Origin of the sequence: Pseudanabaena yagii GIHE-NHR1 (assembly GCF_012863495.1) — a bacterium.
GTDB classification, from domain to species: domain Bacteria; phylum Cyanobacteriota; class Cyanobacteriia; order Pseudanabaenales; family Pseudanabaenaceae; genus Pseudanabaena; species Pseudanabaena yagii.
Genome location: NZ_JAAVJL010000001.1, coordinates 497,736 through 522,011, shown reverse-complemented (window position 1 = coordinate 522,011; position 24,276 = coordinate 497,736). Strand labels below are relative to the sequence as shown.

General features: G+C 42.6%; 22 protein-coding genes and 1 pseudogene. 14 read left to right on the top strand and 9 right to left on the bottom strand.

Features of this window, described 5'->3' with window-relative positions; translation table 11 throughout:
• Window positions 1-35: 35 nt before the first annotated feature.
• A complete protein-coding gene (locus HC246_RS02535; protein ID WP_169362016.1) occupies window positions 36-845 on the bottom strand; it encodes a hypothetical protein in 810 nt (269 codons plus the stop codon).
• Window positions 846-924: 79 nt separating this feature from the next.
• Window positions 925-1,068 carry a DUF2283 domain-containing protein gene (locus HC246_RS26840; RefSeq protein WP_225902899.1) on the bottom strand — a complete coding sequence of 48 codons (144 nt, stop codon included), beginning with the start codon at window positions 1,066-1,068 and terminating at the stop codon, window positions 925-927.
• 96 nt (window positions 1,069-1,164) lie between these two features.
• On the opposite strand from HC246_RS26840, the gene HC246_RS02525 reads away from it, so the two are divergent.
• The 8 genes and pseudogenes from HC246_RS02525 to HC246_RS02490 all read left to right on the top strand — a co-directional run bounded on the left by HC246_RS02525 (window position 1,165) and on the right by HC246_RS02490 (window position 9,444).
• A complete protein-coding gene (locus HC246_RS02525; RefSeq protein WP_169362015.1) occupies window positions 1,165-1,416 on the top strand; it encodes an AbrB/MazE/SpoVT family DNA-binding domain-containing protein in 252 nt (83 codons plus the stop codon).
• On the top strand, window positions 1,410-1,778 hold the full coding sequence (locus tag HC246_RS02520; RefSeq protein WP_169362014.1) for a type II toxin-antitoxin system PemK/MazF family toxin: 369 nt from the start codon (window positions 1,410-1,412) through the stop codon (window positions 1,776-1,778). The genes HC246_RS02525 and HC246_RS02520 overlap by 7 nt, the downstream gene beginning before the upstream one ends.
• Before the next feature lie 240 nt (window positions 1,779-2,018).
• On the top strand, window positions 2,019-4,508 hold the full coding sequence (locus HC246_RS02515; RefSeq protein WP_169362013.1) for an ATP-dependent Clp protease ATP-binding subunit: 2,490 nt from the start codon (window positions 2,019-2,021) through the stop codon (window positions 4,506-4,508).
• Between the two features lie 65 nt (window positions 4,509-4,573).
• On the top strand, window positions 4,574-5,620 hold the full coding sequence (locus HC246_RS02510) for a septum site-determining protein MinC (RefSeq protein WP_169362012.1): 1,047 nt from the start codon (window positions 4,574-4,576) through the stop codon (window positions 5,618-5,620).
• 60 nt (window positions 5,621-5,680) lie between these two features.
• Complete coding sequence (gene minD / locus HC246_RS02505; protein ID WP_169362011.1) at window positions 5,681-6,484, top strand: septum site-determining protein MinD; 804 nt, start codon at window positions 5,681-5,683, stop codon at window positions 6,482-6,484.
• 8 nt (window positions 6,485-6,492) lie between these two features.
• Window positions 6,493-6,795, top strand: a pseudogene (minE, locus tag HC246_RS26835) (cell division topological specificity factor MinE); the annotation flags it as partial.
• A 724-nt stretch (window positions 6,796-7,519) separates the two neighbouring features.
• Complete coding sequence (locus HC246_RS02495) at window positions 7,520-8,761, top strand: CCA tRNA nucleotidyltransferase (RefSeq protein ID WP_169362009.1); 1,242 nt, start codon at window positions 7,520-7,522, stop codon at window positions 8,759-8,761.
• 71 nt (window positions 8,762-8,832) lie between these two features.
• Window positions 8,833-9,444 (top strand): hypothetical protein, encoded by a 612-nt coding sequence (locus HC246_RS02490; RefSeq protein WP_169362008.1) that lies wholly within the window; start codon window positions 8,833-8,835, stop codon window positions 9,442-9,444.
• A 9-nt stretch (window positions 9,445-9,453) separates the two neighbouring features.
• On the opposite strand, the gene ruvA is transcribed toward HC246_RS02490, so the two are convergent.
• On the bottom strand, window positions 9,454-10,098 hold the full coding sequence (ruvA, locus tag HC246_RS02485; protein WP_169362007.1) for a Holliday junction branch migration protein RuvA: 645 nt from the start codon (window positions 10,096-10,098) through the stop codon (window positions 9,454-9,456).
• Window positions 10,095-11,177 (bottom strand): hypothetical protein, encoded by a 1,083-nt coding sequence (locus HC246_RS02480; protein WP_169362006.1) that lies wholly within the window; start codon window positions 11,175-11,177, stop codon window positions 10,095-10,097. The genes ruvA and HC246_RS02480 overlap by 4 nt, the downstream gene beginning before the upstream one ends.
• Window positions 11,178-11,626: 449 nt before the next feature.
• Between HC246_RS02480 and HC246_RS02475 the strand changes: the two genes are divergently transcribed.
• On the top strand, window positions 11,627-12,556 hold the full coding sequence (locus HC246_RS02475) for an NAD(+) kinase (RefSeq protein ID WP_169362005.1): 930 nt from the start codon (window positions 11,627-11,629) through the stop codon (window positions 12,554-12,556).
• 164 nt (window positions 12,557-12,720) lie between these two features.
• Here HC246_RS02475 and HC246_RS02470 read toward each other — a convergent pair whose 3' ends face one another.
• Together HC246_RS02470 and HC246_RS02465 are read right to left on the bottom strand one after the other, a co-directional pair.
• Window positions 12,721-13,311, bottom strand: a complete 591-nt coding sequence (locus HC246_RS02470) for a DUF3177 family protein (protein ID WP_169362004.1) — start codon at window positions 13,309-13,311, stop codon at window positions 12,721-12,723.
• Between the two features lie 396 nt (window positions 13,312-13,707).
• On the bottom strand, window positions 13,708-14,136 hold the full coding sequence (locus HC246_RS02465; protein WP_169362003.1) for a hypothetical protein: 429 nt from the start codon (window positions 14,134-14,136) through the stop codon (window positions 13,708-13,710).
• A gap of 109 nt (window positions 14,137-14,245) precedes the next feature.
• On the opposite strand from HC246_RS02465, the gene HC246_RS02460 reads away from it, so the two are divergent.
• Window positions 14,246-14,734, top strand: a complete 489-nt coding sequence (locus tag HC246_RS02460) for an FHA domain-containing protein (protein WP_169362002.1) — start codon at window positions 14,246-14,248, stop codon at window positions 14,732-14,734.
• Window positions 14,735-14,873: 139 nt separating this feature from the next.
• Window positions 14,874-16,919 (top strand): FHA domain-containing protein, encoded by a 2,046-nt coding sequence (locus HC246_RS02455; protein WP_211167609.1) that lies wholly within the window; start codon window positions 14,874-14,876, stop codon window positions 16,917-16,919.
• Between the two features lie 38 nt (window positions 16,920-16,957).
• Here the strand turns inward: HC246_RS02455 and HC246_RS02450 are convergent, their stop codons facing one another.
• Window positions 16,958-18,070, bottom strand: coding sequence for a DUF1517 domain-containing protein (locus HC246_RS02450; protein ID WP_169362001.1), 1,113 nt, complete (start codon window positions 18,068-18,070; stop codon window positions 16,958-16,960).
• A gap of 109 nt (window positions 18,071-18,179) precedes the next feature.
• The gene (locus HC246_RS02445) at window positions 18,180-18,968 is read right to left on the bottom strand and encodes an ion transporter (protein ID WP_169362000.1); all 789 of its coding nucleotides are present in this window, start codon (window positions 18,966-18,968) and stop codon (window positions 18,180-18,182) included.
• A 92-nt stretch (window positions 18,969-19,060) separates the two neighbouring features.
• Here HC246_RS02445 and HC246_RS02440 point away from each other — a divergent pair, with 92 nt between their 5' ends.
• Window positions 19,061-20,275 carry a lipid-A-disaccharide synthase-related protein gene (locus HC246_RS02440; protein ID WP_169361999.1) on the top strand — a complete coding sequence of 405 codons (1,215 nt, stop codon included), beginning with the start codon at window positions 19,061-19,063 and terminating at the stop codon, window positions 20,273-20,275.
• 325 nt (window positions 20,276-20,600) lie between these two features.
• Here the strand turns inward: HC246_RS02440 and HC246_RS02435 are convergent, their stop codons facing one another.
• A complete protein-coding gene (locus HC246_RS02435; protein ID WP_169361998.1) occupies window positions 20,601-21,200 on the bottom strand; it encodes a hypothetical protein in 600 nt (199 codons plus the stop codon).
• 810 nt (window positions 21,201-22,010) lie between these two features.
• On the opposite strand from HC246_RS02435, the gene HC246_RS02430 reads away from it, so the two are divergent.
• Window positions 22,011-23,180, top strand: a complete 1,170-nt coding sequence (locus HC246_RS02430; protein ID WP_169361997.1) for a hypothetical protein — start codon at window positions 22,011-22,013, stop codon at window positions 23,178-23,180.
• Window positions 23,181-23,428: 248 nt separating this feature from the next.
• Window positions 23,429-24,256: a 3'(2'),5'-bisphosphate nucleotidase CysQ family protein gene (locus tag HC246_RS02425; protein ID WP_263972427.1), complete on the top strand. Its 828-nt coding sequence runs from the start codon at window positions 23,429-23,431 to the stop codon at window positions 24,254-24,256.
• The last annotated feature ends 20 nt before the right edge of the window (window positions 24,257-24,276 follow it).

Sequence of the window (24,276 nt, the reverse complement as noted above, 5' to 3'; positions counted from 1 at the left end):
TTCATATAAACACAAATGTTTTAAAACTCTGTAATCTAAGGTTCTGAATGTCTTATAAATGATTGATAATTCTCACTACATTTTTTCTCAAACCATGAGTTAGCAACTTGTAATGTAAAAAGCCTAGCCTCATCTAAATACATAGGTTCATTTTCAGGAGGCTTATCTTTTTTTGCTATGTGTCTAGCATCATTCCCAAAGACATATGGATGATTAACTGACTCATAAAATCTTGTTAATTTTGTCTTATTAATACTCAAGATCTTGGTCAAAAGAGATCTTCCTCTACCATGGAGTCCCTCACTTATCTCAAGCTCTTCTTCAATTAGTTGAATAATGTTATACATATGATAAGCGTTTAATTCTTGATGTAAGAATTGGTGAATTTTTCTTGCACGTTCATCTTGGAGAATAAGTAATATACGAGATGAATCTTGAACTAACTTATCTTGATATGCATCTTCTAATTTTTCTTGTTCTAGTTTTAATATTGAGATCTCTTCTTCTGAAGTAGGAATCTGTTCAGTGACAGTAATACTTCCATAAGCTCTCGCGGGCTGTGCTTGTGCAACAATATGACCAAATACAACAGGAAGACATAAGCGATTTTCTTTGTATTCACAAATGGATTTCAAAGTAAAGCTTAGGCTATTATTTATTTCGGGTATAAGGTTCTGGAGGAACGCAGCTTTCTGCCAAGCTTGCCAAGATTCTAACGAGTCCCATTGATTACTAGTTATGTAAGTTTCATCAGCTTCAATATGTATTGAAATATCAAGTTTCTTGAGTAAGTCTTCTAAATATTGGTTTTCAGAAACTCCCTCTATTGCAATAAGCCATCTCACAACAAATTTCTCCAAATTTTATAAACGAAGCTGCACAGAGTACATGTAGTAATTTATTGATAATTTATCTCTAAAACTCCTACTTTTCTTTAGCGTGTTCAATCGTCATACTGCAAAGTTGACCATCCTCATCTAAATCCAATAAGGTATTCTCATCTAAATCTCGCGTTTTCGCAGGCGTTTTTTGAGAAAAGAATGATGTAAAGAGTATCTGCTTCTGCAAAATACTAATTTTTATGTTTCTAGATCCTTGAAATTTCTATCAAAAAGGCATAACGTTTATACTAGTGTTTAAACATTTCTCTTTTGAAATACTACTATGGCTGAAGTAATACTCGATATCAAAACATGGGGCAATAACTTAGGTGTTCGGCTACCCGCAGCGATCGCTCGTGCTGCCCATCTCCACGTCAACCAACGAGTAAAACTGTCTGTTATTGATAATCAAGTCGTTATCACACCTGTAGATGAGCCGTTAACTCTTGAAGAACGGCTAGCTAAATTTGATCCAGTCCGACATGGTGGCGAAGTGATGGCAACATCGCAAAGACTTGGCGCAGAGCGATGGTAAAAAAACTATGGATACCTGATCGCCAAGACATTATCTGGATCGACTGCAATCCACAGGTTGGACAAGAAATGAAAGACGTTCATCCTTTCCTAGTGCTATCACCAAGCATTTTTAATGATAAAACAGCGATCGTAATTGGCTTACCGATGACAACAGCCGCATACAATGCCGACAATCCTTTTGCAATCTCCGTAGGAAAAGTTTCAGGACGTAAAGCCAGTAAAACTAGTTATGTTCTCTGTCATCAGCCCAAATCTTTTGATTGGCGATTACGTGGTGCAAAACCCCATCCTTTAGGAAAGTTGAATAATGATTTGTTTGATCAAGTATGCGATCGCCTTAATCAAATAATCCAGTTGTAAGATTTACTCAAAGTATTGCTAAAAACATTTTGCTACATCAAAGAGGCTCTTTAATCGGTTGCACAGGCAACAAAAAGCTAAAAATATTGAGTTAAAACGCCCTATAAAAAACCAACATAATCCCTAAGAGAGATCTTAACAATTTGGGTAAAAAGGAGTGAAAGCCGTACACACAGAATGCTGCTAATGCTGTGCTAGTATTAACTTTAACCAGAACGCAGCAAAGTATGGGGAAACGCCATGTTTGAACGCTTTACAGAAAAAGCAATTAAAGTCATCATGCTGGCTCAAGAGGAAGCTCGCCGCCTCGGTCATAACTTTGTCGGCACAGAGCAAATCCTATTGGGTCTAATCGGAGAAGGAACTGGCGTTGCCGCCAAAGTACTTAAGTCCATGGGTGTAAACCTCAAAGATGCCCGCATCGAGGTTGAGAAAATCATCGGACGCGGCTCTGGTTTTGTCGCAGTTGAAATACCTTTCACGCCTCGCGCCAAAAGAGTCCTAGAGTTGTCGTTAGAAGAAGCTCGCCAGTTGGGACATAACTATATCGGGACTGAGCATCTATTGCTAGGACTAATTCGCGAAGGCGAAGGCGTTGCCGCTAGAGTTTTAGAAAATCTCGGCGTGGATCTCTCCAAGGTTCGCACACAAGTAATCAGAATGCTCGGTGAGACTGCCGAAGTATCCGCAGGTGGCGGTTCATCGGGACGCACCAAAACACCTACCCTTGACGAATTTGGCTCAAATCTGACTCAGCTAGCCCAAGATGGCAAACTTGATCCTGTTGTGGGTCGTGAAAAAGAAATTGAACGAGTAATCCAGATCCTCGGTCGCCGTACCAAAAACAACCCTGTTTTGATCGGTGAACCTGGCGTAGGTAAAACCGCGATCGCTGAAGGTTTAGCTCAGCGCATCTCTAACAGTGACATCCCCGACATTTTACAAGAAAAGCGGGTTGTCACCCTCGATATCGGCTTGCTCGTAGCGGGTACAAAGTACCGTGGTGAATTTGAGGAACGCCTCAAGAAAATCATGGAAGAAATCCGTACGGCTGGTAACGTGATCTTGGTAATTGATGAAGTCCATACCTTGATCGGTGCTGGTGCTGCCGAAGGCGCGATCGATGCCGCGAATATCTTGAAACCAGCCCTTGCTCGTGGCGAATTGCAATGCATCGGCGCAACTACTCTCGATGAATATCGTAAGCATATTGAGCGAGATGCAGCCCTTGAGCGTCGCTTCCAACCCGTCATGGTCGGTGAACCTAGCGTTGAAGAAACCATCGAAATCTTGATCGGTTTGCGTCAGCGCTACGAAGAACACCACAAGCTGAAGATCGATGACGAAGCCCTTGTTGCCGCCGCAAGATTGTCCGATCGCTACATTAGCGATCGCTTCTTGCCAGACAAAGCGATCGACCTGATCGACGAAGCTGGTTCTCGCGTACGCTTGATTAACTCGCAGTTGCCCCCTGCCGCCAAAGAACTTGACAAAGAATTGCGTCAAACCCTCAAAGATAAGGATGATGCCGTTCGCAAGCAAGACTTTGACAAGGCTGCGGAATTGCGCGACAAGGAAATCGACCTCAAGCAACAAATTCGCGCCCTTAGCCAAACTAAAAAAGCCGAAGCCCCCACCGAGGATGCTCCCGAAATTCGCGTTACCGAAGAGGACATCGCCTATATCGTCAGTTCTTGGACTGGCGTACCTGTCCTCAAGATCACCGAATCCGAGTCCGTTAAGCTCATGCAGATGGAAGAAACTCTGCATAGCCGCGTAATCGGTCAGGATGAAGCCGTTAAAGCGATTTCCCGTGCGATCCGTCGTGCCCGTGTCGGTCTGAAGAGTCCTAACCGTCCGATCGCAAGCTTTATCTTCTCTGGACCTACAGGCGTTGGTAAGACTGAGCTAACCAAGGCACTTGCGTCCTACTTCTTCGGTTCCGAAGATGCGATGATTCGCCTTGACATGTCTGAATACATGGAGCGTCACACCGTATCTAAGCTGATCGGTTCACCTCCAGGATATGTCGGCTACAACGAAGGTGGTCAGCTTACCGAAGCCGTCCGTCGCCGTCCTTACACGGTGGTACTATTCGACGAAATCGAAAAAGCTCACCCCGATGTCTTCAACTTGCTCTTACAAGTCCTTGAAGATGGTCGCTTGACTGACTCGAAGGGGCGTACCGTTGACTTCAAGAATACTCTGCTGATTATGACCTCCAACGTTGGTTCTAAGGTCATTGAAAAGGGTGGTGGTGGACTCGGCTTTGACTTCGCTGCTAGTCAAGAGGATGCGCTCTATACCCGCATTCGCTCTCTAGTTAACGAAGAACTGAAGCAGTACTTCCGTCCAGAATTCCTCAACCGTCTTGATGAAATCATCGTCTTCCGTCAATTGACCAAGCCCGAAGTCAAGGAGATCGCCGATCTCATGCTCAACGAATTCTTCAAGCGGATGCTCGATAAGAACATTGTTCTGACCGTGACTGAGCGCTTTAAGGATCTGTTAGTCCAAGAAGGCTATAACCCTAGCTACGGTGCACGTCCATTACGTCGAGCGATCATGCGCTTGCTCGAAGATTCTCTTGCTGAAGAGATCTTGACGGGCAAAGTCCGTGAAGGCGCATCGGTACAGGTAGATGTCGATGACGATGGCAAGGTCAAAGTCATTGAACAAGAAGCTTTAAGTGGTTCTGATAACAACCTTCAGTTACTGCCTTCAGCCTAGAATAAACAAGGGGCTTAAGCCCCTTGTTTCGTGATATTTAGATTTTTCAGCTTGACCAAAGCTTCATGAATGTAAACGAGCGTAATATAGCCGTGAGAACTAATCCTCTGTCGCCTAGCAAACTCCAGTCAGGTGCAGGGGATTTGTCATCTGCGGAGATGCCTGAAGTGATTGTTATCCCTGACAATCAGGAACCTGTGGGCAACATTCCTGCACCTTTAACTCTTGCGGATGTCGAGGGTGGGGAGCTTAAGCCGATTCCGATCAAACCATCTAAGCAACCGCAATCTGAACCGAGTAGCGATCCTGAGGTTTTTCAAGTCAGATTTAAAACCTTAGATGGCAAGCTAAATCTGCTATTGCCGACAGAAAACAAGACAAGTATCACGCTTGACAAAGTATCTACCAGTGCGGATCAAGCAGTTGCGAATGCTGGTAACGATGGCAATGTTAATGCCTCGGCAACTCCATTATTAAGTCTAACTTGGCAAGAGCTACTCGCCCAGCTAGAACAAAGAATGGCGGCAAGTGGACATGACTGGAAGCCCCGCACACAGGTATATTTGCAAGCAGGCGATCGCTTATTAGATACGCGCCAACTCCAAGAATTATCCGAGTCATTACAAAATCATCAATTGCTGTTACATTGTGTGGTGACAAATCGCCGCCAGACGGCAATTAATGCTGCGAGCATGGGCTTCTGTGTAGAGCAGGGAACCATCTTTCGTGAAATATTAGGTTTCAATCCGATTCCTGATGCGCCTCTAGATGATCCCCTATATATTAAGGCGACCGTAAGATCTGGTACAGAAATTCGGCATTCTGGCAGTATTATTATCTTCGGTGATGTCAATGCTGGTGCAGAGCTAATCTCTGAAGGTGACATTATTGTATGGGGCAAGCTGAAGGGCATGGCTCATGCAGGTGTTAAAGGCAATGCCCAAGCGGTGGTTATGGCTTTGCACCTCGATGCTACCCAAATTAGAATTGCCAGTTTGATCGCCCGTGTTGAGAGTCCGAGTACTTATTTTTGTCCAGAAGTTGCCTTTGTAAGTACGCAAGGTGTACCTGCGATCCAAATTGTCCAAGCTGTTGATTATTCTAAGAAATAAGTATTTAGTCGCGCAAAGCGCTATTAATCGTCAAATAGTAACCTATAGTAACCTGTAAACATGAGTCGCATTATCGTTGTTACCTCTGGTAAAGGTGGTGTCGGCAAGACCACATCTTCCGCAAATCTCGGCATGGCGATCGCTAAGCTCGGACGCAAAGTGGTTTTAGTGGATGCTGACTTTGGCTTGCGAAATCTCGATCTGTTATTGGGATTAGAAAATCGCATCGTGTATACAGCCCTAGAGGTGATTGCGCGTGAGTGTAAACTCGACCAAGCCCTAGTCAAAGATAAACGCCAACCGAATCTATCTTTATTAGCAGCACCGCAAACTCGTAATAAAACGGCGATTACTGCCGCGCATATGAAGGCTTTGGTGGAAGTTTTAAGCCGCTATTTTGATTATGTCTTGATCGATTGCCCCGCAGGGATTGAGTCAGGATTTCAAAATGCGATCGCTGGTGCAAAAGAAGCAATTATTGTCACAACTCCCGAAATCTCGGCGGTACGTGATGCCGATCGCGTCGTTGGGCTTTTAGAAGCTAATCGAATTACGGATATTAAGTTAATTTTGAACCGTATTCGCCCAGCTATGGTAAAAAATAACGACATGATGAGTGTCGAAGATGTGCTGGATATTTTGTCAGTTAAATTAATTGGCGTAATACCCGATGACGAACAGGTGATCGTTTCCACCAATAAAGGGGAACCATTGGTGTTGTCAGATAAAGCTTCACTCGCAGGCACTGCATATATGAATGTGGCAAAACGACTGGAAGGTAAAGAGGTTGAGTTTTTGCAACTCGAAGTCCCGCCTAAAGGAATCTTTGCCCGTCTGTCAAGCTGGATTAGTGGGAACTCCTGAGGTTTGAGATGATTTCAACACTGCTCGATCGCCTTTTTCAACGCCAAAATGTTACTAGCGGAACGCAAGTCAAACAGCGTTTGAAGTTTATCCTCGCCCATGATCGGGCAGCGATCGAGCCACAGGTGTTTGATAATATGCGCCACGAAATTATGCGCGTTGTCTCTAAATATGTTGAGCTTGATGAGGGTTCTTTAGATATTCGCCTAGAGTCCGATAAGCGGATGACCGCATTAATTGCCAATTTGCCCATTAGGATGGTGCGCGAAGAGCTACCAGATCTGGTCGCGCTTTTTGATGAGACTAGCCAAGAAACAAATTCTGAGCAAACTGACCCATTAGCTTTAGAGATGGATCAATTTGCCGACGAGGCACTTGATGCGATCGCAGCAAAAGAAAATACCAAATTAGCTCCAGAAAATTCGAGTTTAGAAAACACTACAGAACTTGCTGAGCGGACTACTGAAGTAGCGAACAAATTAAGGAACGCGGCAAATAAATCACAAAAACAAAATTTAGAAATAGATGCTCCTATTGCTGATATACCTAAGGAGCAAGTTACAAGTAATGCTAGTGATTTAGTAGAAAGTTCTATTATTAATGAGCCTGAACAATTAGAAGAACAAGCAAGCGATCAATTAGAGCTATCGTTCAATTTGACAGACTCTGAGGAATCTTCAGAAACCTCTAACCAAGTCTCAGAGTGAAGGAAATTTTGAGTTAAATAAAACCTTAGTTATTGCACGCGCACTTTTTAGATTTAGGGTGCTTTTTAACTTTGGACTAGGGGCATGCAGGAAAATAAGGAAACGATTTTCTGTGGCACGGCGAAGCCGCGTCACAGAAAATCGTTTCCTTATTAAATCTTATAATCCTTATCAGAGAATGTTTCTATAGTTTTTCGATTTGTTTTAGGGTCAGATCTGTGACTTAAGAAATTCAAACGAAGTACGATCGCTTATATTGTCAGTGCAATGATCGGATAACATAGCTTAAGTCATCAAAACCTTATAAAAAGCGGAATATAAATCGATTTTGCAGCAGTTTCCTTTTGATTTTAATGATTTGCCTACACCAACTTATCTCGTGGGGGGATGGGTGCGCGATCGCCTATTAAAGCGTCAAGGTAAATATCTTGATCTGGATTTTGTATTACCTGAGAATGCTGTGGAGACAGCCCAAGAGATTGCTCGTAAATATAAAGCAGGCTTTGTCGTTCTAGATGCTGAGCGCAAAATTGCGAGGGTTGTTTTTAAGAATGGTACGGCGGATTTTGCTCAGCAGATGGGCAGTAGTTTGGAGGAAGATCTGGGGCGGCGTGATTTCTGTATGAATGCGATCGCAATGGAATGTCATCAATTAATTGGTGATCGGTCTATTGGTGATCGGTTGGCAGGAGAAGATTTTATAGATCCTTTTGATGGAATTGGGGATTTAAAAGCGAAGAGAATTAGGATGGTTGCTCCTGAGAACTTGGCGGAAGATCCTTTACGGATTTTGCGGGGGTATCGTCAATCAGCACAATTGGGCTTTGCGATCGAAGATTTAACGCGACAGGTTTTGATTAAACTTGCGCCAAGATTAAAGTCTGTGGCAGCAGAACGAGTACGCACAGAATTAGGTTATCTATTGTCAATTAACAACGGTAGCCAATGGATGATGGAAGCAATTAGTGATCGCATTTTAGAGGATTGGCTACCAAGTCAGCATTTAAATTTGCCCAGATTTGCAGAGATCGAGAGAGTAATCTCCAGTTTGCTAGCCCAGTTTCCTAATTTAGAATTATTTTTTAGTAAACATTTATCAGGCGATCGCTATGCCATTGTGATCGTCAAATTGGCAGCTTTAAGCAATAGTGCAACTGCTCTTGAGTCTCTGGGCTTAAGTCGTGCTGAGCAACGCTGGTTAGTAGGTATTTTGAGATATTTGCCTCAATTTATTAACTTGCTAGATCAAGCTACCCCTAAGGAGCAATATAAATTTTTTCAATCAACTCTAGAGTTTTTTCCAGCGATCGCTACTTTAACTCTCGCAAGTGGTTATGAGTTAGAGCGGATTAGCCCTTGGTTAGAGCGTTGGCTCAATCCGAATGATGCGATTGCCTATCCGATTACATTAATTACAGGTGATGATCTTCGTAAGGATTTAGGAATACCGCCTAGTCCACAAATTGGAGAGTTTCTCGAAAGTGTGAAAATTGCTCAGGTAGAAGGCAAAATTAGCTCTAGAGCAGAGGCGATCGCTTTTGTAGAATCAATTCTTATGCAAGATTTGTAGGGACAAGTCTAGAATCTCTCTTTGTAAGATTAACCTGAACTGACATTATTTAACAAATTCAAGGTAACCTTATGGCTAGCAAAAAACAACGTTTTTCCCAAATTGATTTGCGTAGTGCTTTGCAAATTATCGGGATTAATGAATTAAAAGAATGGCAAATAAACTTTACGCCTAAACAAGCTTCGGAATATTATTTGACAAGTACACAAAAACTCAAAGCACATTTTGATTTGTCCTTATCTGAATCAGCTAAATCATTATTAATTGATGCTATTTTACTCGAAGCAATTGATAGTTATTCGACCTTGAAAATCTGGAAAGAAGCGAAATTACAAACTGAACAATTAACAGGTGTAGTTGATTATTTAATTGCTGGACAGGGGAAGGTATACCAATCACCTTTATTATGTATTGTCGAAGCTAAAAAAGATGATTTTGAACAAGGATTAGCGCAATGCTTAATGGAAATGTATGCCTGTCTCACATTAAATCAACCGCAATATTCATTTCCTATATATGGCATTGTCACTAATGCTACGATATGGCGATTTTATCAATTAAGCAAACAAGAATGCTATGAAAGTCTTGCCTATTCAGAAACCCAATTAGCCGATATTCTCGGAATTTTAAATTATTTATTTGCGGATTGTCAGGCGAAACTTTTAAATCATAGTCAATCTTGAAATGTCAATTTATCGAGATAGCCATGCGATCGCCTCTTTAATCCATGCTTCGATATCTTGAGTTTTCGCAAGAATTGGTAAACTGACGATCGCATTGAGCGCATTACTAATTTCCGTAGGTGTATAGCCTAGAGCTAGCAAAGTCATCTCTAATTCTTCTTGGAGCGCCACACTTAAAATACTGCTTGGCGATCGCGTTGAGCCAACCTGAGCTAGGCGACCATCCGCAAGTTTCGTTTTTAGTTCTAATGCAAGTCTCTCAGCAGTCTTTGTCCCTACCCCTGGCGTTAAACTCAAAACTCTGGTATTGCCCGAAACGATCGCTTTAACCAGATCTTGAATTCCTAAACTATTTAATAGAGCTAAGCCCACTTGTGTGCCAATCCCTGAAACACTGATTAATTGGCGAAATAGCTCACGCTCGGCGAGAGTGGGAAATCCAAACAGCACCATTTGATCCTCACGGACAAGCAAATGGGTGAATACCTGTGTTTCTTCGCCTACAGGCGGTAACTTACCCGCTGCACTAGCTGTAATTTGAATATCATAACCAACACCCTGAACATCAAGGGTGAGCCAATAGCTAGGCGTATTTTTGCGAGAACTGTCAGCAGCTTTGCAGGCAGCGATCGCACCACGTAAAAACCCAATCATCGGCGCGGCAAGGGAGGGAACTGGGGAAGCTGCACTGCGGCTAACGATGTCACGGCTTTACGAGAAGCTGAATTGGCGATCGCTAGTTGCGGTGGCTCTTCCTCTTCATGGTTAGCATTGCCGTACAAAGCCTGCATAAACTTAGGTGCAGCTACTGTAGACATTACTGTCGAAGTTTTTAATGTTGGTGCTGAAGAAATTGCTGAATCATTGGCAACATTGCTTTCTTCATTGAAGGAGCTTTCTTGCTCTGATTGGTAGATACTGTGGCTATTTGCCACATCAACTGAGCGATCATCTATATTTTTAACTTCAGATTTCACGTCAGGCACAATGCTTGGCTGCCACTTGGGTAAATTTGGGGCGATCGGTGAACCTTGAGAAGCCTTGTGAGGTCTAACAATTAGAGGTGAAATTGGCTGATTTTTAGCAGGAATGGATAATCTCAGTGGTTCTTCAATAGCTTCAGGTTCTTCAGATTGCTTAATCGGAGTAACTAACTCTGGGGTTTCAGGTACAGCAATAGGCTGGGGAGTAGGCACAATTTTGACTACATTTTGCAAAGGAGAATTACTAGCAGCTTCTACTGGTGCAATTTTTTCATCAGCCATCTTGGCGATCGACCAAGACTCTAATGCCGACAGTGCCATATCCTTGGGGGCAGGGGTCGATGTATCGAGGCAACGTTCGAGGGCAGCCTTTAACTGTGATGTGTGGTGCTGTTGACGCTTGAGGCGATCGCGCAACTCATCGCAATTAGTATGCACATCTTGTAACTCACGCTCTAGCTGGTCAATCCTTGCTTGGAGAGTTTGAGTTAAAGTTTCCTGTCGTTGGATTACTAATTGTGAAAGCTGTAATTGCTCTTGAGCCTGACGCAACAAAACCTGAGCCTGTTGACTGCGCTCGTTGCAAAACTGTAGCTCTTGCTCTAAAACTTGACGGGGCAAGGTATTAAGCAGAGTAGACGAATCTCCGAGTACATTAGAAGACAAACTCTGAGATTGGGATTGCGGTTCCGTGATCAATGGATTGATGCTCTCTTGTGATGATGAATCGCTAAATCCTGCCTGACTCATGACTTACCCTTCACACAAAGAATTTTACTTAGTGTCAAATCTTATCTCAAAAATTTGTTTTTTGTATCATTAATTTTCATTAATTAAACAAAGATTATGACAATAGCAGCAAGAACCAACAAAAAATAAGACAAATTCTGCCATTTACCTCTAATAGCAAGATACAAAGCTTTGTAGAGAAATTGTTGAAAGCGTTGCTAAGCCTCACTTTCAACAATTTCTCTTAAACTTCAACAGACTGTAACCATAAACCTGTGGCTCACGCACAGGGCAAACCACAGGTTTTGTGATTGTGCCCAGCCACTGAGTAGAGAAAAGATGCCAATGTGCTCTTTGTCCCATCTTTAAAAATGACAATTGATATAACATGAAGGCATTCCATCCAGAGATTTACAGCGCTTAGTGCTGCCTATCTTGCTAATCATTACGTTCCCACTTGAGAGATATTCGTGAAGATTCGTAAAGCAATAATCGCCTATAAGTCGGGTAGTCAAATTGGCAAAATGTGGGCGGAGCGATGTAGCTGTGAGCTAGAAGAACTTGGTGTCAAAGTCTTAATTGGTCCAACGGGAGCTACCGATAATCCCTATCCTGTGTTTCTGGAATCCATGCACCAAGAAATTGATCTAGCCGTTGTCTTGGGTGGTGATGGGGCAACTTTGGGGGCGGCGAGATATTTGGCAAGATTGGAAGTACCGATTTTAGCGATTAATGTCGGTGGACATTTGGGCTTTCTGACCCACTCGATCGAGGAATGTGGCAATACCAAGGAAATCTGGGAAAGGCTATTATCCGATCGCTTTGCGATCGAGCGGCGGATGATGCTCGAAGCGCGGGTCATCAATGTTGATGAAGGTTTAGGGAGCAGAATGGGGCAGCCCTGCGGTCCTTTTTTATGTCTCAATGAAATGTGTGTTAAGCCTGCTTCTCCTGATCGCATGGTGACAGCATCTTTAGAACTAGAGATCGATGGTGAAGTGGTCGATCAATATCATGGTGATGGGCTGATTGTGGCGACACCTACTGGCTCGACTTCCTACACGGTGGCGGCAAATGGTCCCATTGTGCATTCAGGAATGCATGCGATCGCGATTACACCAATTTGTCCCTTGAGCCTATCGAGTCGGGCGATCGTGATTCCGCCAAAACTAACGGTGAGCATTTGGTCACTAACTACCGATGATTTTAGTTTGAAATTATGGACAGACGGAGTGATCGCTACTTCAGTGTTCCCCGGACAGAGAGTTGATATTCGGATGTCAGATTGTCAGGCGCAGTTTATCGTTTTACGTGAAGAATATTCCTATTATCAGGCGCTACGTCAAAAGCTTTTATGGACAGGAGCAAGGGTTCGTTATCCCAATCAATATAGACCATAAGAAAAGCCTCGCATTGCGAGGCTTTTCTTATCAAGAATGTGTTACAAATCGCCACCTTTCTTTACAGTCTGTTGAGGCTTAAAACCGAGAGGGATTTTTGAAAGTACGACAGGCAAAGCCGCACTTTCAAAAATTTAAGTGAGCGCAAAGCGCTGTAATACAAATTAGTCACGAAATGCGATTCTGCCTGTTTTTGGCAGACTAAAGGCGAGAAAGGAGAATAGGTATAGACCATAAACAATTCCCCCAACTGCTCCAAAAAATGCCAAGTTTTCTACAGGCATTCCATGATGAAATGTAGCGCTAAAACTTAGAGGTGGCTCGAACCAAATTTTGCAAGTATCGCTAAGTTTATCAATTGAGGTAAAGGCACAGTTAGCAAATAATGCTCTTAATACAATACTTACACCACAATAAATAGTGGTTGCCCAACGCCATCCTAAATAAACTGGTCTCAGACTTTGGCGAGAAGCTTCAATATCTTCATTAAGATCTTGCCAAAACCACAGTGCTAAGACAATGAGAATCTCCGCAACGATACCTGAAATAAAGGATATTGGTAAACTACCGATCGCTAAATAGATCGTAATGAGAAAGAGGCTGGCGACGCGCCAATATAAAAGTAGCGATCGCTTTACTGCCTCACTGCCACTGCGAAAAGCCCAGCATAACAATCCAAAAGGGACAAAAACAACAAATAGCAGAGCTAATCGATAGTCTAGCCATACAAGTTGACGAATAAGGGTTGCATCCATAAAAGCAAAAAATTTCTGACCAGATCTCTCAACTTATGTTACTATATTGACTTGCAATAAATAATCTTAAAAACTAGTAGGGCGCTAGTAATCAGGTTATTGATGTTGATTGCAAACTGATATTCCTAAAACAAAACACAAAAATAGCGAGACTCAAACCTTTCAGTCTAAATCTCGCTGCAAATGGGCTTAACGAAACATCTATGTTGCTGTGTTTAGTTTCTCAAAAAAATCTGATTATTGCATCAGCAAAATAGCTTATCTAAGTAGCTGAGCGTAATTAAAACCCAAAACCTGTAGCTCACGCTGCGTGTGAGCTACAGGTTTTGGGGATTTATATTTAATTGCACCCAGTTACTTAAGAACAGAGTGTGTGTGATACATCCCCTGTTTGATTCATAGCCATTCTCCTCCATGAAATCGCCAACGGGGAAAGATGACTCGCATGATCGTTTGAGAGGCAGTAAAGACAGCTAGCCATATACATATGTAATGTAATAAAAATTTGTCGAAGGGAAGGTCTGAGTTGAGCCAAGGTAATTTCAAGACATTACCGAGTAGAAATTTAAAGGGAACATAAAAGAAAAAAGCTTCCCAAATCCCTGCGGCTAATTGCCACAATGCTGACCAATCATGATCCCAACGTATTTGCTGAAGTAGATTGTAGACAATATCCCAAATACATCCTAGAACTGCAATACATAGTAAAACTTGAAAGTAAATCGCGTCACCATTGATCAGAGAAAAGGGAATGGTAATGAGTACTCCCAAGGTTCCCAAAAGTAAGAGGCGAGTTTGCCATCGTCCAAGTAATGTCGGAGTCATGGAAATTAATGTTAGGTCTTTTTAGGATGTTTGTATTCTTACCTTCGGCAAGAATACAAACATCCTATCGGGAAAACGCTATATTTAGAATCAAGCATTAAGGACAATTATGTCTGAATTAACACTAACTTGGGTGGAATCTGACATTACGAAACAATATAAAATTGGTCTCACGATGGTGCGGGTTGGGCGTGACCCTGCAAGGTGTGATTTAGTTTTATCCGATCCCACAGTGTCAGGCTTGCATGTGGTGATTTATTTTGACCCGCAGAAGCGAAAATTTTGGCTTAGGAATATGCGTGAATCCAATCCGCCAGTTGTTGACGGTAAGCGGTTAGTGCAGGGAGAAATCGAACTTCAGCAAAATAGCGCGATCGCATTGGGACATCAAATTTTGCAAATTACGGAAATCGTCACTCAATCCCCCCCCAAATCTGTACCAAATCCTCATAGCAATAATCCCAACCAAGCCTATGGATTGCAATGTCCAAATCTCAAATGCGCTAAGATTTCTAGCTATGAGAAGATAACCCTCGTATGTCCTTGGTGTGGTACTTCCTTAGCTGGTGCTGCCAGTAGTATTTTGCCTCTTGCTTAGGGACATACAGGGAAATAAGGAACCGATTTTTTGTGGCGCGGCGAAGCCGCGCCACAAAAAATCTGGTTCTTTATTAAATTGCAGAACCCTTAGGTAAAGAATTGCGCTGTAAATCTCTTAACACATGATTTTGAATAACATGCAAATTTTTGTTCAGTTAAGTTGGCTGGAAATCAATACAAATCAGCAGCAGAGCTTACAGTTGAGTTTACCAATCGCGATTGGCAAGGAGCAAACTTCTTTACCAAATGACCTTGATGGGAATCAGGTATCGCCATTAGTGCTAAGCGATCGCTCGGTGTCGCGATACCATGCTTTGCTGGTATTCGAGCAGGGTAACGTAGTAGTAATTGACCAAAATAGTACCAATGGGATTTTGGTAAATGGGGCATTAATTGAACAGGGGATGGGATTACGGAGAGTGCTAGCGAGTGGCGATCTCTTAACGATTGGACGCTATGAAATTGCGATCGCCTTTGATTTGCCATCAACGAGTCAAACAATTATTACGGGATCGCCCCATAATTCATCAAGTAATACCGTTAAGCTCTCTTCTTCTGTTCCTACAATTCTCTTTCATCCTGAAACGGGATTGCTCAAGTCTGAAACAAGTCCAGCTATTTCACAGCCTGTTAATACTGGACAAAGCCTAGAATCTACTCAAACATTCCCTCCCGATTTCTTTCAATTACCGAATGTAGAAGTTCAATCTTTGTATAGTTTGGGGCTACCAGTGCATGAGACAACCTACGGAGCGCTCGGTGGCGGATTAGGAAGTTATATCTGGACTGACTATCTCAGGATTTTTGGTGTGGCGGCGGATCAGATTGTTGCCCTTGGTTTAGAACCACAACCCTATGCTCGATATAAGAGACTCTGCCTTAATTCCCAAATTCCTTTACATGAAAGACTGCGCTCTAATTCTGATTCCTGTCCCGATAATATTTGGGGATTTCCGAGTTACGCATGGCGCGAGGCATGGCATGACTTCACTCACGGCAAGGTTAGTGCAGCTTGTAGATATCTCTGGCAAGTCTTTGCTGAGCCTGATTTAGCCGAAACCTATACACCGAGATCGGGCAATGTGTTTGATTCCATCGATCGCGAAGCGAGCCGTATTGGGTGGGATAAAATCTATCGCTATGGAAGAGTCCGTTCCATTCGCAAAACTACCGATGGACGCTATGCGATCGCCTATTCCCTAGGACGGGGGAACCATGCTTTTTTAGTCGCCAAATATCTCCATTTGGCGATGGGCTATGCGGCGATTCAGTTTTTGCCCGATCTCCAAACCTATCGCAGTGAAACTGAGGATTTTCGAGCGGTGGTGAATGGCTATGAGGAACATGAGCATATTTATGAGCATTTACAAAATCATGGCGGTACGGTGTTGATTCGTGGACGTGGAATAGTTGCTTCGCGGATTGTGCAGCGCATTTATGAAGTACGACAGCGATCGCCACAGCAAAAAATTAATCTCTTACATTTAATGCGATCGCCCAAAGCCCAAGGCAATAGCTACGGAAGCGCCCACCGCACCGTGAAAAATCATTACGAATTTCAGCCCTTCAACTGGCCTAAAGCTTGTTGGGGTGGAGATTTACGCGCAGTATTAGAGGAAGCTGATCCACAGACAAGGCAAGCTTTGCTCAAGGATTGGGGTGGAACGACAACAGCCGATCGCCATGACTGGAAAAGGATCGTCCAAACAGGGCTGAATGAGGGTTGGTATCAGATTACCTTTGGTGATGTGGAGAAGGTGGAACAACTGAGCGATCGCCGCACAGCCACATACATTCGTCCGCGTCAAATGGAAGGAATCTTGCAATTAACGGCAGATTTCATTATTGATGCGACGGGTTTAGATGCGAAGGTGCAGACTAATCCTCTATTCGCTGATTTGCTCGATTGCTATAACATTTCTACCAATGCTTTGGGGCGCTTGAGTGTGACTAATGATTTTGAAATTGCGGAATTGCGGAATAACGAGGGAAGGGTATATGCCGCAGGAGCCGCAACTTTAGGAGGTTCCTATGCGGCTGTTGATAGCTTCTTGGGTTTACAGTTTGCAGCTTTGCGATCGGTTGATAATTTGGTAAAAGCTCACGCTCCCCAGTTACAGCATCTCAATGGATGGAGTTCGGTGCTGCAATGGCTTAAATGGGCAAGAAATCAGTCACCCTAATAAATTGCTAATAACTTGCTCGCATTGCGAGCAAGTTATTAGATCTGAATCATGTCGGTGTATTCAGTGAGTAGCTCGTCATAGGTGAGACTGTCAGAATCCGCTTGGGGAGACCAGAGCAGCTCAAATACTAGTAAATGCGTGTCAGGTATAGCAGCGATCGCTTCTAAAGCGGTGCGTAGCTCTTGAGTATTTCTAATTTCGCCAAAGAGTGGCTTGTCATGTTCTGTGCCGATCAGCAAGGTGACGACAATATATGCCGATGGGTCTTTATCAGGAGAAGCGATCGGGGCTTGGCGTTGGGAAACCCTACCGCCGACATTAACTAAAGATTCATGGCTAAATTTGCTACGTTCGGCGAGAGAAAGTTTTTGAAAAACTCCTTCAGCTTGATCGCGCTTTACCGATTGAGAACTACTGCAAACATGCGTCCAATTTTCGGGCGTGCGAATCAATGCGAGGGCAGATTCTTGTAATAGAGTCAGTAAGCCTTCGGAAGTATCCGTATCCACTTCTAGGCTTAACTCAGTTAACCGAGATTGGACTTCACGCGCTTGAGACAGGAGTGCAACTTGGAGCTTAGTAACGGTAACAGTGTCATTCTCTAACTCTTTGGCAACACTAGGCTTAGATCCAAAAAATAGCGCTCGAATAATAAAGTAAGTAATCGTGCCGCCAATTAGTAACAGAATTAGCCAGACATACCAAGGCGTGCCAGTTGAACTAGAGCTATAGGGTGCGTAATAGGAATTAGGGTTGGAATAGTTAGGACGAGAATAACCATTATCAATAATTACAGGAGCAACGATGGTATTACCTGATGATGGTCGCTGATTTGAGCTAAAGGAGTCTTTATCAGATGAACTGCTAGGGCTTGATGGAGATGATGAACTAGATGAATTGCTGGGACTGGAAGGTTTAGAGGTACTACTGGAACTGGAAGACGAGGATGACTTACTGCTAGAGCTCGAAGGTGCTGAACGAGTAAAAGAGCCGCCACTACTGCGTCCCGCACTACTTTTAGCGTAGGCTTGTTGATCTTGCTGAAGCAATGCATCTAGCTGGCGATCTCTATACCCCAGAGCGATCGCCTGAATTGTCGCAAATGTCAGTAATGTAGTAGCTAAAAAATGGAAGCTTGGCTTACGCATAGTAATTGCATAAATAATGGTAAATAGTAAAGATAAATAGGACTATCTCAAATTTCTCTATTGCAAAGATTGAACTCATACTGCGCCTCTAGACTTCCATCATAGCAAATTAAATCTTAGTCCCACATACCTTGCAAAACTGAGCATCGGCATCGTGTAAAGATAAGCCACAACCAGAGCAGGTAATATCCTTCATTTCACCAAAGCGATCGCTTTGATTAGCAGTTTTAATCAAGCGCTTAAACAGTTCCCCTAACTGTACAGGAATGAGGGCAATCCCCGTAAGTACCATGATTACAGTTGTAAGTTTCCCTGCATCGGATTTGGGCATCACATCACTATAGCCCACGGTTGTCATTGTAAAAATGGAGAAATAAAAGGCATCAAGGAAGTTATGAAATTTGGGATTAGTCGGATGCTCGATCTGGTAAATCAATCCTGAAAAGACAAAGACGATCGCAAATAGCGTAAACAGTATTCTCAATAAAATCGCGATATCTTCGGTCTTGTTGACAAATAGCGATCGTGACTCCACTAAGCGAATGAGACGCAAAATCCGAAACCACCGCAGAAGCCGAATGAAGGTCACATCGATCGCGCCTAAAAAGAATGGCAAAATCGCTAAAAGATCGACGATTGCATAGAGACTAAATAAATATTTCAGCTTTTCTTCGGCGCACCACAGGCGCAGAAAATATTCAAAGACAAAGATCCCCAGAATGATGTCATCTAGTAAATTGAGTCGATAGCGCGTAACATCAGGAATTGGGTAAGTTTGAGCGACAAAGCTGGTGGCGGAGGCAAGAACGAGCAAGGCGATCGCAATGTTAATTAATTTGCCAATCGGGGTGGCAAGGTCATCAAGATAAAAGCTGATTTTCTGTCTTAGCATAGACAACCAGTAAGCATAATGTCGCGGTTTCTACTAAAGTTACATTAGAGGAGCTATTCCCAGTATCCAGATCCTAGATTAGATTTTTTTGGTAAAACGTGGAAATTTTATGTATTAGTAACGGACATGGTGAAGATCTCATCGCTGCCCGTATTTGCATTGAACTGGAAAAATTAGGATTTTCAGCGATCGCTTTGCCACTTGTGGGCGTGGGTCATGCCTATACTAAAGCCAATATCCCAATTGCCGATCAAGTTACTCAGGCAATGCCATCGGGGGGATTTGTCCGCATGGATAGCCGTCAACTCGCCCGTGATGTCAAAAGTGGATTAGTGGGACTAACTAGTAAACAATTAGGCTTTGCATGGAAATGGTCACGGGGAGGACGCAGGGGCAAGAGATTGATTTTAGCGGTGGGTGATATTGTGCCATTGCTATTTGCATGGTTACCAGCCAAGTTGGGTGGGTGCGATTTTGTCTTTGTCGCCACCGCCAAGTCTGAATATTTTTGGCGCGATCGCCAAGGCTATTTGCCCCATGTCAAAAAGCCCTTCGGCGGCTCCAATTTTTTCCCTTGGGAACGCACTCTAATGAGCAGCAGTCATTGCAAGGCTGTATTTGTCCGTGATTTGCTCACTGCGGAAATACTGAATAAAGAGTTTAAATTGCCTGCGATTTATCTTGCAAATTCGATGATGGATGGGCTAGAACCAAAGGGAATTGATTTTGGCATTGGCGAAAATGACTGGGCTGTGGCGATTTTACCTGGTTCGAGATCGCCAGAAGCCTATGAAAATTGGATGACCCTGATGCTTTGCGCTCAGGTTGTAGCAAGAACAATTCCCCATGATGTGCATTTTTTAGTAGCGATAGCCCCAGATTTAGATCTAGAAATAATCGGACAGAGCATCATTCAAAAAGGTTGGCTACGCATTGATGAAACTACTTTTAAAGTCCAAAATGCGCGGCTAATTTTATTGCGTGAGGGGTTTAGCGATTGCTTGCATCAATGTCATTTGGGTTTGGCAATGGCAGGTACAGCAACGGAGCAACTAGTGGGCTTAGGCAAGCCAGTAATCACGATCGCAGGAAATGGTCCTCAATTTACGCGCAAGTTCGCAGAAGAACAGGCTGATTTATTAGGATGCTCAGTAAACCTGATCGATAAACCTGCACAAGTTGCCGATGTCCTCAATAGCATTCTGCAAGATCCCGACTATTTTCAAGAAGTTAGTCGCAATGGTTTGGAAAGAATGGGGCAAGCTGGAGCATCGGCAAGTATTGCTAAATATATTGCCGAGAAAATTTACTAAGTAACGCGAGTTCTGGATAATTTGAAACGGGCTTTGAGAGATAATTCAAATAAGAACTACAGCTTCGACTTCGCTCAGCTAGCTTACACCGATGGCTGAGCGGAGTCGAAGCCCCTCTGCAAATTATTTAAAACAACTATAAAATTTGCTAGCTTAACCCGAACTGACGTTGAATTAAAAGCTATAGAAAATTTTGAAAGTGCGGCTAAGCCATGCTTTCAAAATTTTCTATGGAATACTTTAAAGCTTCAACAGAATCTAAAGAAGTATTGATATATTTATTTTTAAAAGTGCTACCAAACAGCACTTTTAAAAATAAATATTCTTACCATAGACCCTGAACTGGAGTTTGTTCAATAGGTGTTTCTATTGTATTCGGAACTGATGTTGGAGTTGTGGCAGGAAGAGATGCGCTGCTATCAATCGGCGTTACAGAAGCGACTGTTTTCGGTTGATAAAATGACATCGAACCGACGATAGGAATAGTCGATGGACAATCTTTTGTTTTAAACCAAACTCGTTTGCCCGATGCCAAGCCTTCAGTTGCATAGCGTGAGGAAATTAGACAATCACTTCGAGAATCGTTAAGTGAAAAAGCATCCGTATTAAGTAAACTGGAGCTTGCCCCATCAATATAGCGATCGTGATAGATTCCCTGAACTATATTGCGATTGTAGAGATTTGCCGAAGTCCCTACTTGGAGATTGTATTTAGAAAACATCCAATTAGGAACATAGTAGTTGTGTGCCTCTCCTAATGAATTTTTAAAGGTAACGATATTACCATCAATCTTCTGGATGACTTGAGGTGAAGTGCTGTCTAGATATTCATCAGCAGATTGAGCTTCGATAGATGCTACGGCTGTAGTTGCTGTGATCGCGATCGAACAACCAGTAATTAAGCAATTTATAAGTAGTTTTTGCATGAGTTAAAATCTCCAAATATATAGTTTCGATGAGATGAGCTTTTCCTCTTACTTCACTACTATATGAAGATGCATGATTGATTTAATCAGTTAGTTGATTAATTACATTACAAAACGTATTAATGTTGTAATTTAAGTCAACTAAATATTTAAAACTAGTTTTTACAAATCCATTACAATGGCTTTTAATTAATTTGCTTGTTGATCCTTAATACGTTTTCATGCTAATCCCACAACTCAACCATTTACATATACATTATTTCAAACACACTCCTGAATTAAATCTAATAGCTTTAAATTAAATGATAAAGTTTATTTGATGATGTTGTGCACCATAAATTCAATTAAAAAGCATCAGTATTTTTGCTAAATAATTTAACTCAATCTTTTAACTCAGTTTTTTATTTTCGCGAGATTATTAGATGCTTGCAATTTATTTTCAAATGTTTTACATATAGCAATCCTAAATGGTTTATGGAATCACATCCCGAAGGGATGTGATTCCATAAATCCAAAAATCTACAAATGATTTAGGACTGCTATATTTTATAATTAGTCTTAAACAAAAAGCTTCACTGAATCGTAATAGAAATTCAAATATTATTTAAATTTCTGTTATAGAAATAATCACAATAGAGTAAGTAGCTGGGCGCAATTGAATATAAAACCCTAAACCCTATGGTGCACACTGAGCGTGCGCCACAGGGTTTGGCGCTACTTAGGTACGATGATTATATTTATGATTTTTTTGAGGCTATTACTTCACTAGACTGGGAAACGCCATAAACTAACCAACTAGGTTTAAGAGCTATGAAATTAAAAGCATTGACAAAGTATGTATTGATTCTCCCCTCATTAATAGTTGCTGTAGCAGCAGCAGAGGCTGATAGCCCAATATGTGGAGATCCTAACCAAAAAGCTGGGGAAATCTGCTACACAGAGCATAAATTCCCAAATAATGATCAGATCGGATTAGGGGATGTCCTTGGTGAGATTCTTGGAAGTGGTAGTAAAACCCAAAGCCTTGTAGTTGATCGAGCATCACCAAATCATGTCATCCTTGACTACCAAGAGTTTCGGGATAAGGTGATTGGTAATGTTTCCCCATTGACAGCCAAGATCATTAGTTCCTCTGGCAATGCGGCAATAATCGATCTTCTGCAACGTGAGACCCAGCGCTTAACCGATGCGAAAGCGGAATTGCAAGTTAAAGGAGCAATTTGTAGCCCTTCTGTCTGCACATCACTGCAAAATCAAATCAGCTCGATTGATGAGTTGCTTGGCAGGATCGCTAAATACAAGAGTGAAGTAGTTGCAAGCGGCGGGAACGAAAAGATTTCGTTTAGCTATACCAAATCACCTGCTGCGAGTGCAGATATCAGGATTTTGCTCAGACAGCGTTATCTAGGTGATGCTAGTAAAATTACAGAGCAGACAACTAAATTAGTAGATCAATCAAAAATCTTGGCTAATAGCATTGCGCCTGTGCCTACTACTAGTTCAATCCTCCCGTCTACTAATTCCGTTTTACCGACCACTACTTCAGCGATCGCTAATTCAGATTTGCCGACCACTACAAATAATGCCGCTTTGCCGACTACTAGCGCCCAGCTACCAACTAATAATTCTGGTTTCCCAACTACGACTAATTCGGCATTACCGATTTTCATCGAAAATCGTTGTAACCAACCTTTAAGAATTTTGGTTCGCTATCAAAGACCTAATGGTAATTGGCAAATTGCTGGTTTTCCAAGGTATAACTTGCCTGCTTTGAAAACGACTCAACTTGAGCAACGCAGCGGTAGAAATGCTACATCTATGAATGGGGTGTTTTACTATATTGCTGAAACCGCTGACAGAAGTGCTTCTTGGATTGGTAATGACAACTTTTCTATTGAGGGTTATGGGACTTTACCAATGAAAAAAGTTGAACTTCAGCCAGTAAATGGCAAATACACTATATCCCTGCGATGTTCTTAATAAGACACAAGAGCGCCTTGGAGTAGTTGCACTCCCTAGTTTTTGAATGTGCAGCGAAGCTGCACGTTCAAAAACGTAACAAATATAAATTCCAGAATGAGTGGTGTGGGGCAAAGCCCGCGCCACTCATTCTTAAGGAGGAAGAAGAAGGCTAGTAACACTTGTCTTCTTCTTTTTGGCTTTTGGTTGCGGTATAGTACAGATCATTAGCTTCACCAAAATTCAAGATGCTGAATTTAAACGAAATTATGTCACTGGCTCGCCCGATCGCTTGGGGCGCAGGGGACATTCTGATGAAGTATTATCAAGCGCCACAGGATTTAAAGATCACATTTAAGGGTGTTGAAGATGGTAACGTCACATCCGCCGATTTAGCCGCTAATGATTTTATCTTGGGGCAGTTAAAGCAGACCTTCGGCACAGAAAATTTTGCCTATCTCAGCGAAGAAACCGAAGACAGTACCGATCGCCTCGATCATGAATGGGTATGGATCATTGATCCGATGGATGGTACGAGCGACTTTATTCGGCGGACTAATGAGTTTGCTGTACATATTGGGCTGAGCTATCGCCAACGTCCTGTACTGGGATTGGTGGCAACTCCTGCTCAAGATCGCCTATTTCAAGGGGTTTTGGGCAATGGTGCATATATGGAAACAAGAGATGGCACAAAGCAACGTATCCATGTCTCTGATAAGGTTAATCTCGAAAAAATGGTGGTGGTGGCAAGTCGTAGCCATCGCAATTACCAGTTAGAAAGTATTCTTCAACAATTGCCCAAGGCAGCAGAAATTGCGGTGGGTAGTATCGGTGGCAAATTTGCGGCGATCGCTTCAGGTAATGCTGATGTTTATATCTCTGTTTCAGGTAAGTCTGCCCCCAAGGACTGGGACTATTGCGCTCCTGAAATTATCTTGACTGAGGCAGGGGGACAGCTTACCCACGCAGACCTATCGCCACTGTCCTACAACAATCTCGAATTGCGGCAATGGGGAACCATCGTAGCTAGCAATGGTCATTGTCATGATCAGATTTGTCAAATTAGCCAAGATGCGATCGCGCCAATCAAAAAGTGAAAGAATTATTGGTGCGTGGC